Raw genomic sequence first — 16,785 nt, 5'->3', positions numbered from 1 at the left:
ACGAAAAGGCCCGGAACCTGATGGTTCCGGGCCTTTCCGTCTAGTAGCGGGGACAGGATTTGAACCTGCGACCTCTGGGTTATGAGCCCAGCGAGCTACCGAGCTGCTCCACCCCGCGTCGGGTGAACACCACATTACACACGGGTGCGCGGGGATGGCAAATCGCCTGTCGGGCCGGGCGGTTGGGGCGCGGAGCCCGGCCCGATCGCCCCGAATCGGGTGTTCAAACGTGACCGCCGCCACTATTTCGTGGTGATCTCACACACATAACGGGTTGATAACATGACGACCATAACCACCACTCGAGGCGTTTCCCACCTGCATATACACCGGAATTCGAGTCATGTGTTTCAGACAATTCCGGTAGTTATCAAGATGTGATCTGCGGGGAATTCTTGGCTACCGTTCGGATCGCGGCCCGGATCAACCGTGATGGGCTCGAACTCGAATCGCCGAACACCGCTGTGACCCCTGCCCCGCGGTTCGAGGATCCCCGACCTCCCGGGGGCAGGGACGCGGCGACGACCTCGCCGGCGCGGTGGGCGCGGGGAGGGAAACACCATGTCCGACAACCGGAAGATCAGCAGCACTCGTGCCTTCGGCCTGGCCGCCCTCACCGGCGCGCTGGTGGCCGCTCCGCTCGCCCTGTCCGCCACGGCGTCGGCCGCTCCGGCCTACAACTGGGACGGCGTCGCCCAGTGCGAGAGCGGTGGCAACTGGGGCATCAACACCGGTAACGGCTACTACGGTGGCCTCCAGTTCTCGCACAGCACCTGGACCTCGCACGGTGGCACCGGCTACGCGCACAATGCGAGCAAGGAAGAGCAGATCCGCGTCGCGGAGAACGTGCTGAAGACCCAGGGTGTCGGCGCGTGGCCGACCTGCGGCCGCTACCTGCAGGCCGCCGAGCCGCAGCCCGAGCCGGAGCCGGAGCCCGTGGCTCCCGCGCTGCCCGCCCCCGCCCCGCAGGGCACCCAGGCCCTCATCGACCAGGCCAAGGCCGTCGGGTCGGATCTGGCCAAGCAGTACGGCGTCGAAGGCCAGTACCAGCAGCTGCTGGAGCAGAACGCCGGCCTGCTGGACTCGATCGGCGGCTGATCGCACTCACCGCCGAACGCGAACGGCGCCGTCATCCTGTGATGACGGCGCCGTTCGGCGTTTCCGGCGGATCACCCGGTCAGCGACCGGCCTCCTGGTAGGCGTTGACCGCGGTCTCCAATTCCTCCAGCGCGCGGCCGAAGTCCTCGAAGTTGCCCGAGCGCATGGCGGCGCGCACGGCCTCGATCTTGCGATCCAGTTCCGCGGCCGCTGCCTCCTTGTCCGGGGCGGTCGCGGGCGGCGCCGTCCCGTTCGCGGGCGGTGTCTCGCCGGCGGGAGGCGGGGTGGCGCCCTCTACCGGCGGCGCCGCACCCGGCTTCGGGCGCGTCGCCGGATCACCGCCGAACGGCGTGGCCAGCGCGCCCGCACCCGGTATCACCTGGTTGAGCGCTTCGGCCAGCGTCGAGGCGTAACCGACCTTCACACTGCCCGCCGCGTCGCGGTAGCTCACCAGCACGCGCAGCAACTGCGGGAAGGTGGCCGTGTTCGGACCGGTGTTGCGTTCGTTGTAGAACGGCTCGACGTAGAGGATGCCGCCGTCGGCGATCGGCAGGGTCAGCAGATTGCCGTATCTGATCTTGTTCGAGTTGGACAGCAGGGTCTTCTCCTGCGAGACCCGTGGCGCCGTCGTCATCGTGTTCTGCGTCTGCTGCGGACCCTGGGTCTGGGTGTCGGTCGGCAAGCGCAGGATCGTGAACTTGCCGTAGTCCTCCGGGTCGGAGCGCACCGAGATGTAGGCCGAGAGGAACTGCCTGTTGTAACCCACCATCGCGCTGGTCAGGTTGAAGACCGGCTTGTTGGTCTCCTTGTCGCCCAGCAGCACGTAGTACGGCGGCTGGTTGAAGTTGCCGCCCTCGGTGGTGGGATCGCTCGGCACCGACCAGAACGCGTTATTGGTGAAGAACTCACGCGGATCGTTCACGTGGTACTTCGTCAGCATCTCGCGCTGGACCTTGAACAGATCCTCGGGGTAGCGGAAGTGCTCGCGCAGCTCGGGCGAGATCTCGCTCTCGTCCTTCACCGCTTCGGGGAACACCCCGCGCCATGCCCGCAGCACCGGATCGGAGGAGTCCACCTCGTACAGGGTCACCGTGCCGTCATAGGCGTCGACGGTGGCCTTCACCGAGTTGCGGATGTAACTGACTTCCTTGCGCGGCAGCAACCGGCCCGTGCGTTGATCGATGCTGTCCTCGACGGCGCCGTCCAGAGAGGTCCGCTGCGCGTACGGGTAGCTGTCCAGGGTCGTGTAAGCGTCCACGATCCAGACGATCCGTCCGTCCACCACCGCCGGGTAGGCGTTGCCGTCGGCGGTCAGCCACGGCGCCACCTTCTGCACCCGGTCACGCGGGCTGCGGTGGAAGATGATCTTGGAGTCCTCCCCGATGGCCGAGGAGAACAGGATGTTGCGCTCGGCGTACTTCGACGCGAAAGCCAGCCGGTTGAACCAGTTGCCGATCGACACGCCGCCCTGACCGGTGTAGGTGTACTGCGCGACGTCCGAGTCGTACTCACGGGGCGCCTGGCCCTCGACGCCGCCGACGATCGCGTAGTCCGGATCGGACCGGGCGATCAGCTCGCCGTAGTAGATGCGCGGCTGCTCGACCTTGATCAGCTGCCGTTCCTCCGGGGTGAACAGGTCGCTCACGATGAAGATCGGGTAGCCGCTGTCGCTGGAGTCGCCGGTGGCGTTCGGGTCCTCGGTCTGCGGTTTGTTCACCCGGTTGGCGGGCGCCGCGACGAAGCCGTTGCCGTGCGTGTACACGGTGTGCTTGTTGATCCAGTCGGTCTGGTTGCCGGTCAGCGCCGTCGGATTCAGCTCACGCGCCGCGACGATGTAGTCCTGCACCTCACCGTTCAGCTTGTACCTGTCGATGTCGAGAGCCTCAGGGAACCCGTAGAAGTTCTTCAGCTGGCGCAGCTGGGTGAACGTGGGCGAGAGAATGTTCGGGTCGAGCAGGCGGGCGTTGCCGATGGTGGCCGCGTCGACCGGAACGTCGAGCGGACTCTTCGCGCTCTCACCGCGATAGTCCTGGTACTCGATCTTGTCGTCGGTGATGCCGTACGCCTGCCTGGTCGCGGCGATATTGCGCTGGATGTACTCGCTCTCCTTGGTGGCCGCGTTCGGGCGCACCGAGAACTGCTCCACCACCAGCGGCCACACCGCGCCGACCAGGATCGAGGACAGCACCAGCAGCGCCGCCGCCATGGCGGGCACCCGCAGATCCCGCAGCACGATTCCGGCGAAGAACGCCACCGCGCAGATCACCGCGATGGACAACAGGATCAGCTTGGCGGGCAGCACCGCATTGATATCGGTGAAGGAGCCGCCGGTGAAGGTGGGTTCCTTACGCGAGCTGGACAGCAGCTCGTAGCGGTCGAACCAGTAGGCCACCGCCTTGAGCAAAACGAACAGTCCGGCGATCACGGCCAGCTGGATGCGAGCCGGCCGGGTGAGGGTGCCGTCGCGCCCGCTCAGCCGCAGGCCGCCGAAGACATACTGAGTCACCAGGTTGGCGAAGAACGCGATGACGACGGCGACGAACAGCCAGTTCACCACCATCCGATAGAACGGCAGGTCGAAGGCGTAGAAGCCGACGTCGAGGCCGAACTGCGGGTCGCGCTCGTCGAACGAGCCGCCGTTGAGGAACAGCTGCACGGTGACCCAGTTCGACTGGGCGACCAAGCCGGACAGCACACCGAACAGCACCGGGATTCCGATGCCGAAGAGCTTCAGTTTGCTCATCACGGTGGTGCGGTAGCGCGCGATCGGATCGTTGGGACCGACCACCGGCACGAACACCGGCCGAGTCCGGTAGGCGAGCAGCAGCGCCAGCCATACCACCAAGCCGATGATCACCGCCACCACTACGAACAGTAGGACACGTGTCCACAGCACGGTCAGGTACACATCGCGGAAGCCGACCTCACCGAACCACAGCCAGTTGGTGTAGGTCTCGATCATCCGGGGCCCCAGCAGCAGCAACACCGCCACGATGGTGGCCGCCACCAGCAGCACGCGACTGCGCCGGGACAACGAAGGTAAGCCTGTTGGGGGCCGCATGCCCACGGTGCCACACTCCAGGGTCCGGCGGCGCCCGCACCGATTCCGGCCGGTGCGCCGCATTCGACGTTGCGGTTCGGCCCTTGCGGACCGTCACGCTGCCACTCTACGGAAAACGGACATCCGAGTGTGGCCGGGGCCTCGCAGCGGGCCGGATCGGTGATGCGAGGATGTCCCGGTGACCGCAGATCTGCACGCCGAACTCGTCCTGTCCCGCGCCATCCGCGAGGTCGCGGAGTACGCCCACGCCGAGGGCTGGGGACGGCCGCCGCAGATGTTCGCGCTGGTGCCGACCGCCGACCTGGTCGCCGCCGAGCCGAGCCTGCTCGATCAGCTCGACCAGGGCGACGAGCTCACCCCGATCGCGCAGGAACCGCTGCCCGAGGACATCACCGGCGGCTCGATGGCGCTCGACGAATTCCTCGCGACCACCAGCTGGCCGCCCGCGGTGCGTGGCTGCGTGCTGGTGCAGGAGATCGTGGTGCTGCCGCCCGACGCGGAAAGCACCCTCGACGACGCGCTCGCCCCGCTGCTCGCCGATGCCGACGCGGCCGACGCCGCGGGTCGCGCGGCCGCCGAGGCCCATCCGGAGCGCAGGCAGGCGCGGCTGTTCGCGGCGGTGCTGCGGGAGGGCGCGGGCCTGGCGCTGCTGCAACTGAAGCCCGACCAGGATGCCGACGACTTCGGCGATCTCGACCTGCGCACCTACCCGAACCTGGCGCCCAACGTGCTCGACGCGCTGCGCCACACGCTGGACTGAGACGGGTTCAGCCGCAGCTGGGCGCCTCGGCGCCGGTGTTGATCGCGTTCAGCGCCTGCACCGCGCCGTCCAGATTCTCCACCTTGACCAGGCGCAACCCGTCGGGCGTGCGCTGCCGGGCCTCGTTGCAGTTGGCCGCGGGGACCAGGAACGTCTCCGCGCCCGCCTCGCGCGCGGCGGCCATCTTGTATTGGATGCCGCCGATCGGGCCCACCTTGCCCTCGCCGTCGATGGTGCCGGTGCCCGCCACGAACTTGCCGCCGTCGAGCTCGCCGGGGCTCAGCTTGTCGATCAGGGCGAGACTGAACATCAGGCCCGCCGACGGACCGCCGATATCGGCGAGGTTGAAGGTGACCTCCATCGGCGGGCGCGCGCCCTCGCCGGGCGTGACGCCGAGGTAGCCCTTGGCCGGATCGTCGGGGCGCGCGCCGAGCGTGACGGTCTCGGTGCGCTCCTGGCCCTCGCGGCGCACCACGAGCGTCAGCTGCGTGTCGGGCGCGCGCGTGGACACGGCCTGCACCAGGTCGGCGGGGGTGGCGATCGGCGCGCCGTCGACGCTGATCAGCTCGTCGCCGGGCATCAGGATGTCCTTGGCGGGCGCTTCGTCGCCCACCTCGCGCACCAGCACCACGGTCGGCAGGTCCAGGAACTTCAGCGCCGCGACCTCGGCCTGGCCCTCGGAATCCTTGAACTCCTGCTGATTCGAGCGGTCGATCTCCTCGCGCGGCACCCCGGGCGGGTACACCTCGGCGCGCGGGACCAGGCCGTGCTGACCGCTGAGCCACAGCCCGAACGCCTCGAACAGGTTCAACCCGTCGCGCACGGCCACCGTGGTCATGTTGAGGTTGCCGGTGGTGGGGTCGACCTCGACGCCGACCACCTCGACCACCGCCTTGCCGTCCACCTCACCGAGGGTGTTGAAGGTGGGTCCGGGGCCGAGCGCGACGAACGGCACCTTGACCACGGTGCCGATGACACCCAGCACGAGCACGGGGACGAGCGCGGCCAGGAGAGTGAGGATCCGACGATTCACCCCGCCAACGATAATGATCGTCCCCCGATCCCGGCGCCGCAGGCGGCGAGTTCGGCGCGTGGCGCGCCGTCGCGGTTTCGCTGTGCGCGTAATCCCGGCGTACGCGGCGTGTGCTGGCCCACCGCGGATCGCGCGCGTGTGGTATCCGCGTAACGTTGGAAGCATGACTGACTTCCCGTTCGGATTCTCGAACCGTGATGACGATGACGCGCGCAAGCGCCGTGAGGAACCCATCGGTCCCGGTGCGAACGATCCGTTCGGTTTCGGCGCGGCGGGCGGGTTCGACCCCTCGCAGCTGGGCCAGATGCTGACCTCGCTGGGCCAAATGCTCAGCGGCATGGGCCAATCCGGTTCCGGCCAGTCCGGCCCGGTGAACTACGACGTGGCCAAGCGGCTGGCCCGCCAGCAGCTCGGCGCCGCCATCGCCCCCGTCTCGGCGAGCACCGGCCAGGCCATCGCCGACGCGGCGCACCTGGCCGAACTCTGGCTCGACGGCGCCACCACGCTGCCCGCGGGCGCGACCAAGACCGTCGCCTGGACGCCGAACGACTGGATCGAGGAGACGCTCACCACCTGGAAGCGCCTGTGCGATCCGGTGGCCGAGCAGATCGCGGGCATGTGGACCTCGCAACTGCCCCCGGAGGCACGCGAACTCGCCGGGCCGATGATGGGCATGCTCGGCCAGATGGGCGGCCTGGCGTTCGGTTCGCAGCTGGGCCAGGCCCTCGGCCAGCTCGCCAAGGAGGTGCTGACCTCCACCGATATCGGCCTGCCACTGGGCCCGAGCGGCACCGCCGCGCTGCTGCCCGCCGCGATCTCGGAGTTCAGCGCCGGGCTCGAGCAGCCCGAGAGCGAGATCATGGTCTTCCTGGCCGCCCGCGAGGCCGCCCACCAGCGGTTGTTCGGGCATGTGCCGTGGCTGCGCCAGCAGGTGCTCGGCGCCGTCGAGGACTACGCGCGCGGTATCCGGATGGATTTCTCGGCGCTGGAGCAGGCCGCCCAGGGCATCGACCCGATGTCGCTGACCGATCCGTCCAAGCTGGAGGAGATCCTCTCCCAGGGCGCGTTCGAACCGCAGACCACCCCGGAGCAGAAGCAGGCGCTGGAGCGGCTGGAGACCCTGCTGGCTCTGATCGAGGGCTGGGTGCAGGTGGTCGTGGCCGAGGCCGTCGGCGACCGGCTGCCCGGCGCGGGCGCGCTGGCCGAGACGCTGCGCCGCCGCCGCGCCACCGGCGGGCCCGCCGAACAGACCTTCGCCACCCTGGTCGGCCTGGAACTGCGCCCGCGCAAGCTGCGCGAGGCGGCCGACCTGTGGCGCAGGCTCACCACCGACGCGGGCATGGAGGCGCGCGACGGCGTGTGGGCGCACCCGGATCTGCTGCCCGATTCCGAGGATCTCGACTCTCCCGCCGGCTTCATCGACTCGGTGATCGGCGGCGGCACCACGGCGTTCGACGATCCGCTCGCACAGCTGGCCGAGACCGAGGCCCGCGAGCGCGCCGAGAGCGAGAAGGGCGACCGGGACCAGGGCCCCGACCTCGGCAAGGACTCGGACGCGTCCTGATCCACACCCGGTTGTGAACACCGCGAATCCTGGGGATAACAAGGGTTTTCGCGGACGGTAGGGCCGGCGCGGCTCCGCATACTCCTGGCATGACGACAACGCGCACGCAGGGCCCGATGCTGCATCCCCGGGTGACCGTCCTGGTCCGCCCCTCCGGCACCGTCCAGCTCGGCTGGGATCCCGAGCGCGCCGTCGCGCTGGATCCCCCGGATCTGGACACCCAGGCCGTGCTGGGCTTCCTGCGCTTGCTCGACGGCCTGCACACCCGTCCGCAGATCCTGTGGCTGGCCGGTGAGGTGGGCGTCCCCGCCGAACGCGCCGAGACCCTGCTCGACGCGATCGATGCCGCCGGTTTGCTGCTCCACCCGAGGAGCGACGCCGACCGGATCACCACCGTGCGCGTCCACGGGCGCGGGCCGCTCTCGGACGCGATCACCGCCGGTTTGCGCCGCGTCGCCGTGCGCGCCACCCGCACCAACGAGGACACGCCGAGGCTGTCCGCCACCGCGCCGCGCGCCGATCTGGTCGTGCTCACCGACGCCGTGGTGGCCGATCCCCGGTTCGTCGGCGCACTCGTGGTGCACCGCCTACCCCACCTCCAGGTCCGGGTGCGCGACGGGAAGGGCCTCGTCGGGCCGCTGGTGCTGCCCGGCGCCACCAGCTGCCTGCGCTGCCACGATCTCACCCGCGCCGACCTCGATCCGGCCTGGCCGCATCTGGCCGCTCAGCTGCTGGGACGGGTCGGTCACGCCTCCCCCGCAGCGACGGCCGCCACCGCCGCGCTGGCCCTCGGCGAACTCGAGGCGATCGTCGCCTGCTCGGCCGAACGCACCCCCGCGACCCTCGACGCCACCCTGGAATTGGACCTGGATTCGCAGGTGCTCCAACGCCGCCACTGGGCCCCGCACCCCGACTGCGGGTGTCGCGCACTCGGCGCCGCGGCGGCGATGTGAGAGTGAGAACTCGGATTTGCCATGGCATATCCACCCACTCGTCCGCCATGATGGGGTGGTGTCCGAGATCGTGCGCCGTAGCTCATCCCGCAACGCCAAGTTAGCCAAGATTCCCTTGGGGATCGCCGGACGGGCCGCCGTCGGATTCGGCAAGAAGCTGGCGGGCGGGGACAAGTCCGAGATCAACGCCAAGCTCAACCAGAAGGCCGCCGAACAGCTGTTCACCGTGTTGGGCGAGCTCAAGGGCGGTGCGATGAAGTTCGGGCAGGCCCTGAGCGTGATGGAGGCCGCGGTCCCGGAGGAGTTCGGCGAGCACTATCGCGACGCCCTCACCAAGCTGCAGGCCGCCGCACCCCCGATGCCCGCCGAGACCGTGCACCGCGTGCTGGACCAGCAGCTCGGCACCGGGTGGCGGCAGCGTTTCCGCTCCTTCTCCGACACCCCGTCGGCCTCGGCCAGCATCGGCCAGGTGCACAAGGCGGTGTGGTCGGACGGCCGCGCGGTCGCGGTGAAGGTGCAGTACCCGGGCGCCGACGAGGCGCTGCGCGCCGATCTCAAGACGCTGTCGCGGATGACGGGCCTGATCTCGTCGGTGATCCCGGGCGCCGATGTGAAGCCGATCCTCGCCGAGATCACCGAACGCACCGAAGAAGAATTGGATTACCGCAACGAGGCGGCGAACCAGCGCGCGTTCGCGAAGGCGTTCGACGGCCATCCCGACATCGTGGTGCCCAAGGTGGTGGCCTCGGCGCCGAAGGTGATCGTCACCGAATGGCTGGACGGCACCCCCGTCTCCCAGATCATCAAGGCGGGCCAGGAGGACCCGGAGGGCACGCACGTCCTGCGCAACAAGGTGGGCCTGTTGATGGGCCACTTCCACTTCTCGTCACCCGAGACGGTGGGGCTGCTGCACGCCGACCCGCACCCCGGCAACTTCATGATGCTGCGCGACGGCAAGCTCGCCGTCATCGACTTCGGCGCCTGCGCGCCGCTGCCGAACGGTTTCCCCGAAGTGCTCGGGCGGATGCTGGCGCTGGCGGCGGACGAGGACTACGACGCGCTCACCCGGCTGCTGTACGACCACGGCTGGGTGATCCCCGGCCGCACGGTCACGCACGCCGAAATCGCCGACTATTTGCGGCCTTTCGCCGATCCGATCCGGACCGAGTCGTTCCACTTCACCCGCAGGTGGATGCAGCGGGTCGCGGGCAAGGCCACGGACTTCACTTCCCAGGAGATGAAAACGGCACGGGCGCTGCAACTTCCGGCCGAACACGTGATGATCTTCCGGGTCCTCGGCGGATCGGTGGGCATCCTGGCCCAGCTCGACGCCGAACTCCCCTTCATGCAGCTGGCCGCGACCTGGCTGCCCGGCCTGCGCGACGAACGCTCGGCCAGCTGAATCCCGCTCCCCCGCAACGCAAACGAGCCGCCCACCTGATCTCGAGGTGAGCGGCTCGTCTGCTTTCTCGTTCCTGAGCCCGCGTGCCGTCCGGTGCGGACGGTGGGGCGTCAACGCCCGGAGGGAGGGAAGTGAACGAGCCGGCGCCCATGCACGGCATGAGCGCCGACCCTGACTGAATTCGCGCGCTGTCGCGGGCGGATCCGGCACTCATGCCGGGACCGCGACCTTGCGCGGGCGACCACGCGGACGCTTGCGGGCGATCACGACACCCTGGTCGAAGATCTCACCGCCCCAGACGCCCCACGGCTCGCGCCGGTCCATGGCCGCCGTCAGGCAGCCCTTGCGGATCGGGCAGGACGCGCACAGCGCCTTGGCCTGCTCCAACTGGATCGGGCTCTCCGCGAACCAGAGATCGGGGTCTCCGGCGCGACAGGGCAGGACCGCGGTGACCTCTCGGGTGGCAGCGGTGGCCTCTGGCCAGTTCTCTGCGGGGAACACGTGTTCTCCTTCAGCTCGTATGCAGCGGTTTGTTCGTTTCTCCACGAAACCGGTGGCAATCGGCTGAAGGGCCGCTTAAAAATACTGGCCACGGGTTTCGCTTCGTGCGATCCGTGGCCAGAGGGTGGGGAGAGAGTCCCTACCTAGTTCGACATGGGTGTCGATCTCTGAGCACGGTCGCGGGGTGTGCGGTGCGGAGACGTGCCGCCTGGACCCCGGCGTCTGCCGAAATGGGCAGCAGCGCGGGCTCATAGCCGGCTTCGCGGGCGAAATCGCCTGCGGGCGCACCGAAGACGGGGCGCCAGCCTCCCTTGGGCTCGTCCTGAATCAGTGGGAGCGGCAGATGCGCCGGCGCACTCTGCACCGGCGTACCGAATCCGAAATCTCCGACCGAGGACATACCGATCCCCTGCATAGCGAGGATCCCCCGGGAGGCAGCAGCATTCATCGCAGCGCATTTCACGCCGAGATTCGCGATGTTGTCGTTCACTGTCCGCCTCCCTCCTGTACTCGTAGTGTCGTATCCGAGCGCACCGGAATGCCCTCCCAGTGCGTGATTCCCACCATAGGCAATGTCGGAAGAACCGACAACCTATTTTCTACCTGCGGTTTTGTGATGTGGACCGTACTCGCGACGCCACGATCGCCAGCACGTCGGCGCCGTAGTCCACGATCTTCTTCGCGCCGATCCCGGGGATCGCGGCGAGCGCGGCGTCGTCGGCGGGCAGTTGCTCGGCGATCGCTGTGAGCGTGGTGTCGGTGAACACCACGAACTCGCGGACGCGCAGGGCCTCGGCCTTCTCCGCCCGCCACTCCTTCAGCGCCGCCAGCAGCGCGGCGTCCAGTTCGGCGGGGCAGCGGCGGCAACGGCCGAGCATGGTGGCGTAAGTGCCGATGAGAGGTTTCGCGCAGACCCGGCAGGTCGGGCGCACCCCTTTCGGCTCGGTGCGCCCCGCCGCCGACGCGACCCGCGAGGCCGGGGAATCGTCGGGGACCAGGCCGTTGAGGAAGCGGGAGCGGCGGCGGGTGCGCCTGCCGCCCTCCCCGCGCGCGAGCGCCCACGAGAGGCGCAGGTGCACGCGGGCCCGCGTCACGCCGACGTAGAGCAGCCTGCGCTCCTCCTCGAGTGCGGCGAAATCGGCGACCGATCCGTCGTCGGCGAGCACGTGCGCGATCGGCACGGTGCCGTCGGACAGCCCGACGAGGAACACCGCGTCCCACTCCAGGCCCTTCGCGGCGTGCAGGGAGGCCAGCGTGACGCCCTGCACGGTCGGTGGGTGCCGGGCCTCGGCGCGGGCGGCCAGCTCGCGCAGCAGGCCGGGCAGTTCCAGCTCGGCGTCGTGTTCGACCAGTTCCTCGGTGAGCTGGACCAGCGCGACGAGGGAGGCCCAGCGTTCCCTGGCCTGCGCGCCCGCCGGCTCCTCGGCGGTGAGCCCGGCCGGGGCGAGCGCGGCGCGCACCAGGGTGACCAGGTCGGTTCCGCGGGTGGCGCGTTCGGGCAGGTCGTCGCGCGCCGCCGCCTGCCGCAGCAAGCTGACCGCCTGTTTGACCTCCGCGCGCTGGAAGAACCCCTCGCCGCCGCGCACCTGGTAGGGGATGCCGCGTTCGGTGAGCGCCTGCTCGTAGGCCTCGGACTGGGCGTTGATCCGGTACAGCACCGCGATCTCCGCCGCGGGGGTGCCGGCCTCGATCAGCTTCGTGATGCGGCGGGCGACACCGGCGGCCTCGGCGGGACCGTCGTCGTATTCGGCGAACTCGGGTTCGGGCCCGTCGGGGCGTTGGCCGATCAGTTGCAGGCGGGTGCCTGCGATGCGACCGCGCGCCGCGCCGATCACCCGGTTGGCCAGCGACACCACCTGCGGTGTGGACCGGTAGTCGCGTTCGAGCCGCACCACCGTGGCGTCGGGGAAACGGCGCGAGAAGTCGAGCAGGTAGGCGGGTGTGGCGCCCGTGAACGAGTAGATCGTCTGGTTGGCGTCGCCCACCACGGTGAGGTCGTCGCGCTCGCCCAGCCAGGCGTCGAGCACGCGCTGCTGCAACGGCGTGACGTCCTGGTACTCGTCGACCACGAAACTCCGGTACCTGCCCCGGAATTCGTCGGCGACCGACGGGAAGTCCTCGAGCGCGGCGGCGGTGTGCAGGAGCAGGTCGTCGAAGTCGAGCAGCAGCCCTTCCGGCGTGGTCTTCAGCTTCTCGTAGGCCGCGTAGACCTCGGCGACGCGCTGCGCGTCGTAGGGGGGCTCGCGGTGGTGTCTCGCGGCGGCGGCCGGGTAGTCCTCGGGCGCGACGAGCGAGGATTTGGCCCATTCGATCTCGCTCGACAGGTCGCGCACGCTGTCGGTGGCGGCCGAGAGCCCGGCGGCGTGCGCGGCGCGCGCGACCGCCTGGAACTTCGTGTCCAGCAGCCGCCACGGCACCTCGCCGACGACCTGCGGCCAGAAGTACTTCAACTGCCGCAGCGCCGCCGCGTGGAAGGTGCGCGCCTGCACCTGGTTGGCCTCGCCGCCCAGCCCGAGCGCGCGCAACCGGCCCCGCAATTCCCCGGCCGCGCGCGCCGTGAACGTGACCGCCAGCACCTGGTCGGGTTTGACGTGTCCCGCCGACACCAGGTGCGCGATGCGATGGGTGATGGTCCTGGTCTTGCCCGTGCCCGCGCCCGCGAGCACGCACACCGGCCCGCGCGGCGCCTGCACGGCGGCCGCCTGTTCGGGATCGAGGGCATCGAGAGCGAAGGCGGGCACGGCGTCCATCATGGCAGTCCCCGCCGACACGGCCACCCGCCCCGCGCCCGACGAAGACACGCCGAGTGCGACACGCCATAAATCGCCGGGCCGGTGGAACACCGCCGCGCGCGGCCGCGTTGAATCTCCGCGTGACTGAAGTAAGCCCCGCCCTGACGATGTACTCGACCACCTGGTGCGGTTACTGCCGACGGCTGAAGAAGCAGCTGGACGAGGCCGGTATCACCTACGTCGAGGTCGATATCGAGCAGGACCCCGCCTCGGCCGAGTTCGTCGGCAGCGTCAATAACGGCAACCACGTGGTGCCGACGGTGAAGTTCGCCGACGGTTCCACGGCGACCAACCCGTCGCTGGTGGCCGTGCAGCAGGCGCTCGCCAAGATCGCCTGACCGGCCACGGACGCCCGGTCGGCCATCCCCCGACCGGTCAGGCCACGCCCACCCAGGACTCGACGATCGTGCGCGCGATGGAGATCGACCCGGGGAGCAGCAGTCGCGCGTCCGCACGCCGCGCCGACCAGTCGCCCGCCGCCAATGCCTCGCGCACCTCGTCCCTGCCGAACCAGTGCGCTTCGGCGATCTCCCCGTCGGAGAACACCAGCGGCTGCTCCGGGTCGGCGACGGCGGCGAATCCGAGCATGAGCGAGCGCGGGAACGGCCAGGGCTGGCTGCCCAGGTAGTGGATGTCGCGCACGTCGAGACCGACTTCCTCGCGCATCTCCCGCTCCACGCAGCGCTCCAGCGATTCGCCCGCCTCGACGAATCCGGCCAGCAGCGAGAACAGGGTGCTCGGCCAGGCGTGCTGACGCGCGAGCAGCACCCGGTCACCGCCGTCGTGGATGAGGCAGATGACGGCCGGGTCGATGCGCGGGAACTCCTCGTGCCCGGATTCGGTCACCCGCGTCCACCCGGCCTTGCCGGCGGTGGTGCGCGACCCGTCGTAGGCGCTGTAGCGCGATTTGTCGTGCCAGTTCAGCAGCGCGAGCGCGGAGGTGAGCAGTCCGGCGGTGAAATCATCGATCTCCGCGGCGAGTGCGCGCAGGTCGGTCAGCTCCCCGGCCAGAGCGTCGTCGCGCACCGCCCACAGGTGCCGTCCCTCGGCGATGCCGAGGAACACCGCCTCCTGGCTCGGCTCGGCCGACAGGTCGGCGGCCGCCTCCAGCACCAGCACCCCGCCGTCGAATCGGACCTGGCCGCGCCGGTTGACGCGCAACAGTCCCGCGCCCGCCCAGCCCTCCTTCAGCGCGTGCTCGTCGGTGCGGAGTTCGTCGGCGCGGTCGACGGCGGCGCGCGACAGCAGGGGAATGCCGTTCAGCTGAAAAGACACGCTTCGAGACTACTTCCGCGCGGTGCTACTTCGCCGCGCGCCGGATGTAGAGCAGTTTGTCGCCCGCCTCGACGGCGTCCACGGCCGGATCGCCCACCCGGATGAGTTCGCCGTCGCGCACCACGCCGAGCACGATGTCCTTGAGATGTCGTGGCGAACCTCCGATCTCGGAGTCCTCGACTTCACGCTCGGCGACCGCGAACCCCTCCTCCGGGGTGAGCAGGTCCTCCATCATCTCCACGACGGTCGGCGTGGTGGTGGCGATGCCGAGCAGGCGCCCCGCGGTCTCCGAGGACACCACCACCGAGTCGGCGCCGGACTGACGCAGCAGGTGCATGTTCTCCGCCTCGCGGATGGCCACCACGATCTTGGCGGTCTTGTTCAGCTCGCGCGCCGTCAGCGTCACCAGGACCGCCGCGTCGTCGCGGTTGGTCGCCACGATCACCGACGACGCGTGCTGCACGCCGGCCAGCCGCAGCACATCGGACTGGGTGGCCGAACCGTGGACCGTCACCAGGCCCGCGTTCGCGGCCCGCTCCAGGGCGACGGTATCGGTGTCGACCACCACGATGTCGCCGGGTTGCACGCTGTCGCCGAGCATGGCGTCGATGGCGGTGCGCCCCTTCGTTCCGTAGCCGACCACAACCGTGTGATTACGCACTTTGCGCCTCCAGCGCTGAATCTTGAACGCCTGCCGGGACCGTTCGGTGAGCACGCTGATGGTGGTACCGACCAGCACGATGAGGAACAGGACGCGCAAAGGGGTGATGATGATGATGTTCGCCAGTCGCGCCCCCGGCGAGGCCGGGATGATGTCGCCGTATCCGGTGGTCGACAGCGACACCGTCGCGTAGTAGAACGCGTCGAGGAACGACAGTTCGGTCCCGGTGTTGTCCCGGTAGCCGTCGCGGCCGATGTAGACCACGGTCGCGGCCAAGAACAGCAGCGCGATCGCGAACAGCACACGCCGCCACAGTGATACCCACGGACTGATCTGCGGCGCGGGGATGCGCAATACACCCACCAGCGCGAAGTCGGGCCCCGACGCCTTGCTCGGCCGCATGACACGATTCCTGATATCACCCAGAAACATCGCGCACACCCGCCCGCCGCGCCGCTGTGGCGGCTATCTCCGGCACTGTCTCTCCCTCCGGCACAATCCGGGAGCCTACCGGGTCGATCGGCCGGTGCCCGGACTCGACGCGAGCGCCCGGCGAATGCCAAGGTAGGTAACCATGGCAGAGATCGAATCCCCCGCCGGCGACAGCCGCACACCCGCCCTCGCACTCGCGGCTCTGCTGTTCGGCGCCGGGATCCTGCACTTCGTGATGCCCAAGCCGTTCGACGCGATCGTGCCGCGTGCGCTGCCCGGCGAACCCCGCGACTACACCTACGCCTCGGGTGTCGCCGAACTCGGTGTCGCCGCCGCGCTGGCCGCCCCGCGGACCCGGTCCCTGGGCGGCAAGCTGGCGGCGCTGCTGTTCGTCGCGGTGTTCCCCGCGAACGTGCAGATGGCGATCGATGTGAGCCGCAGCGAGAAGGCCTCGCCCGCGTTCAAGGTGGGCACGATCCTGCGCCTGCCGTTGCAGATCCCGCTGATCGTCGCCGCGCTGAAGGTCGGCCGGGGCTGAGCGCTCTCGGAGCACGAGGCGGTCGGCCGGCAGCCCGAGTGGCCGCGACGACGCTGTGGCCGGCCGGCATCAGCCCTCGGTGAGGTAGCGGACCGCGATGCCGAGGACCGCGACGTTGTAGAAGAACCCGAGCACCGCGTGGATCACGGCGGCCAGTCGCACGCGGGTGTCGCGGATCGTCACGTCGGAGACGGCGAACGAAGTGCCGATGGTGAACGAGAAGTACACGAAATCGGCGAATCGCGGCGACGGGGTGCCGGGGAAGTCCAGGACGCGCTCGGGCAGCGCGGCGACGTAGGACTCGCGATACCGCTCGGCGTAGGCGAAGTGCAGCAGCGTCCACGCCAGCAGCACCGCGGGCACGGCCGCCACCTGGGTGGGCACCGCGCCCTGCTCCGGGCGCACCGAGATCGCGAGGCCCGCCGTCACGCCGATGACGCTGCACAGCACGGTGAACACCTGGGCGAAGAACCGGGCGGTGGGATCGCGCGCCACTCCGCGCAATTCGCGATCACCCACCGACCACCGGTCGTGATACAGCCAGGCCAGGCGCACACCGAGGTAGACCACGGCCAGCGCGTCCCACAGCAGCAGCGCGCCCACCGAATCGGCGGTGAGCACCACCACCACGCCGACCGCGATCAACGCGAATTCGACCACGAACGAGATTCCGGCCAGTGCGTATCGGATCATCGATGTCTCCTGGTGAAGGGGC

General features: G+C 69.5%; 15 protein-coding genes and 1 tRNA gene. 7 read left to right on the top strand and 9 right to left on the bottom strand.

The window, feature by feature from the left end:
- Positions 1–44 precede the first annotated feature (44 nt).
- A tRNA-Met gene (locus OHB21_RS17125) sits at positions 45–118 on the bottom strand.
- 443 nt (positions 119–561) lie between these two features.
- On the opposite strand from OHB21_RS17125, the gene OHB21_RS17120 reads away from it, so the two are divergent.
- Complete coding sequence (locus OHB21_RS17120; RefSeq protein WP_067509982.1) at positions 562–1,098, top strand: transglycosylase family protein; 537 nt, start codon at positions 562–564, stop codon at positions 1,096–1,098.
- Positions 1,099–1,177: 79 nt separating this feature from the next.
- Here OHB21_RS17120 and OHB21_RS17115 read toward each other — a convergent pair whose 3' ends face one another.
- A complete protein-coding gene (locus OHB21_RS17115) occupies positions 1,178–4,165 on the bottom strand; it encodes a UPF0182 family protein (protein ID WP_067509984.1) in 2,988 nt (995 codons plus the stop codon).
- A gap of 172 nt (positions 4,166–4,337) precedes the next feature.
- Here OHB21_RS17115 and OHB21_RS17110 point away from each other — a divergent pair, with 172 nt between their 5' ends.
- Positions 4,338–4,919 carry a PPA1309 family protein gene (locus OHB21_RS17110; RefSeq protein WP_067509986.1) on the top strand — a complete coding sequence of 194 codons (582 nt, stop codon included), beginning with the start codon at positions 4,338–4,340 and terminating at the stop codon, positions 4,917–4,919.
- Between the two features lie 7 nt (positions 4,920–4,926).
- On the opposite strand, the gene OHB21_RS17105 is transcribed toward OHB21_RS17110, so the two are convergent.
- A complete protein-coding gene (locus tag OHB21_RS17105) occupies positions 4,927–5,952 on the bottom strand; it encodes a YlbL family protein (protein ID WP_195126212.1) in 1,026 nt (341 codons plus the stop codon).
- Between the two features lie 163 nt (positions 5,953–6,115).
- On the opposite strand from OHB21_RS17105, the gene OHB21_RS17100 reads away from it, so the two are divergent.
- From OHB21_RS17100 to OHB21_RS17090, 3 genes are all read left to right on the top strand, one after another.
- The gene (locus tag OHB21_RS17100) at positions 6,116–7,516 is read left to right on the top strand and encodes a zinc-dependent metalloprotease (protein ID WP_067509988.1); all 1,401 of its coding nucleotides are present in this window, start codon (positions 6,116–6,118) and stop codon (positions 7,514–7,516) included.
- A gap of 89 nt (positions 7,517–7,605) precedes the next feature.
- Positions 7,606–8,469 (top strand): hypothetical protein, encoded by an 864-nt coding sequence (locus OHB21_RS17095; protein WP_067509990.1) that lies wholly within the window; start codon positions 7,606–7,608, stop codon positions 8,467–8,469.
- Between the two features lie 55 nt (positions 8,470–8,524).
- A complete protein-coding gene (locus tag OHB21_RS17090; protein WP_084537751.1) occupies positions 8,525–9,871 on the top strand; it encodes an ABC1 kinase family protein in 1,347 nt (448 codons plus the stop codon).
- 210 nt (positions 9,872–10,081) lie between these two features.
- Here the strand turns inward: OHB21_RS17090 and OHB21_RS17085 are convergent, their stop codons facing one another.
- The 3 genes from OHB21_RS17085 to OHB21_RS17075 all read right to left on the bottom strand — a co-directional run bounded on the left by OHB21_RS17085 (position 10,082) and on the right by OHB21_RS17075 (position 13,125).
- Positions 10,082–10,372 carry a WhiB family transcriptional regulator gene (locus tag OHB21_RS17085; RefSeq protein WP_067509991.1) on the bottom strand — a complete coding sequence of 97 codons (291 nt, stop codon included), beginning with the start codon at positions 10,370–10,372 and terminating at the stop codon, positions 10,082–10,084.
- 139 nt (positions 10,373–10,511) lie between these two features.
- Entirely contained in the window at positions 10,512–10,862 is a 351-nt protein-coding gene (locus tag OHB21_RS17080) for a hypothetical protein (protein ID WP_147265775.1), read from the bottom strand.
- Positions 10,863–10,971: 109 nt separating this feature from the next.
- Positions 10,972–13,125, bottom strand: coding sequence for a UvrD-helicase domain-containing protein (locus OHB21_RS17075; protein ID WP_195126243.1), 2,154 nt, complete (start codon positions 13,123–13,125; stop codon positions 10,972–10,974).
- Between the two features lie 146 nt (positions 13,126–13,271).
- Between OHB21_RS17075 and OHB21_RS17070 the strand changes: the two genes are divergently transcribed.
- Positions 13,272–13,502: a mycoredoxin gene (locus tag OHB21_RS17070; protein ID WP_195126242.1), complete on the top strand. Its 231-nt coding sequence runs from the start codon at positions 13,272–13,274 to the stop codon at positions 13,500–13,502.
- Between the two features lie 37 nt (positions 13,503–13,539).
- On the opposite strand, the gene nudC is transcribed toward OHB21_RS17070, so the two are convergent.
- Both nudC and OHB21_RS17060 read right to left on the bottom strand, forming a co-directional pair.
- On the bottom strand, positions 13,540–14,439 hold the full coding sequence (gene nudC, locus OHB21_RS17065; protein WP_067509996.1) for an NAD(+) diphosphatase: 900 nt from the start codon (positions 14,437–14,439) through the stop codon (positions 13,540–13,542).
- Between the two features lie 25 nt (positions 14,440–14,464).
- The gene (locus OHB21_RS17060) at positions 14,465–15,502 is read right to left on the bottom strand and encodes a potassium channel family protein (RefSeq protein ID WP_067509997.1); all 1,038 of its coding nucleotides are present in this window, start codon (positions 15,500–15,502) and stop codon (positions 14,465–14,467) included.
- 172 nt (positions 15,503–15,674) lie between these two features.
- On the opposite strand from OHB21_RS17060, the gene OHB21_RS17055 reads away from it, so the two are divergent.
- The gene (locus OHB21_RS17055) at positions 15,675–16,070 is read left to right on the top strand and encodes a DoxX family protein (protein ID WP_067509998.1); all 396 of its coding nucleotides are present in this window, start codon (positions 15,675–15,677) and stop codon (positions 16,068–16,070) included.
- Positions 16,071–16,139: 69 nt separating this feature from the next.
- Here the strand turns inward: OHB21_RS17055 and OHB21_RS17050 are convergent, their stop codons facing one another.
- Complete coding sequence (locus OHB21_RS17050) at positions 16,140–16,763, bottom strand: DUF1345 domain-containing protein (RefSeq protein ID WP_067510000.1); 624 nt, start codon at positions 16,761–16,763, stop codon at positions 16,140–16,142.
- Positions 16,764–16,785: the final 22 nt, after the last annotated feature.

Source organism: Nocardia puris (assembly GCF_036051655.1).
Classification (GTDB): Bacteria; Actinomycetota; Actinomycetes; order Mycobacteriales; family Mycobacteriaceae; genus Nocardia; species Nocardia puris.
The sequence above is the reverse complement of the archived record's forward strand: the minus strand, read 5'-3'. Positions and strand labels throughout refer to the sequence as shown.

Excerpts from the sequence above, each read along its gene's own strand:
- OHB21_RS17060 (WP_067509997.1), bottom strand. The coding sequence starts at position 15,502 with ATGCGGCCGAGCAAGGCGTCGGGGCCCGACTTCGCGCTGGTGGGTGTA.
- OHB21_RS17120 (WP_067509982.1), top strand. The coding sequence starts at position 562 with ATGTCCGACAACCGGAAGATCAGCAGCACTCGTGCCTTCGGCCTGGCC.
- OHB21_RS17070 (WP_195126242.1), top strand. The coding sequence starts at position 13,272 with ATGTACTCGACCACCTGGTGCGGTTACTGCCGACGGCTGAAGAAGCAG.
- OHB21_RS17075 (WP_195126243.1), bottom strand. The coding sequence starts at position 13,125 with ATGATGGACGCCGTGCCCGCCTTCGCTCTCGATGCCCTCGATCCCGAA.
- OHB21_RS17055 (WP_067509998.1), top strand. The coding sequence starts at position 15,675 with ATGGCAGAGATCGAATCCCCCGCCGGCGACAGCCGCACACCCGCCCTC.
- OHB21_RS17100 (WP_067509988.1), top strand. The coding sequence starts at position 6,116 with ATGACTGACTTCCCGTTCGGATTCTCGAACCGTGATGACGATGACGCG.
- OHB21_RS17095 (WP_067509990.1), top strand. The coding sequence starts at position 7,606 with ATGACGACAACGCGCACGCAGGGCCCGATGCTGCATCCCCGGGTGACC.
- OHB21_RS17050 (WP_067510000.1), bottom strand. The coding sequence starts at position 16,763 with ATGATCCGATACGCACTGGCCGGAATCTCGTTCGTGGTCGAATTCGCG.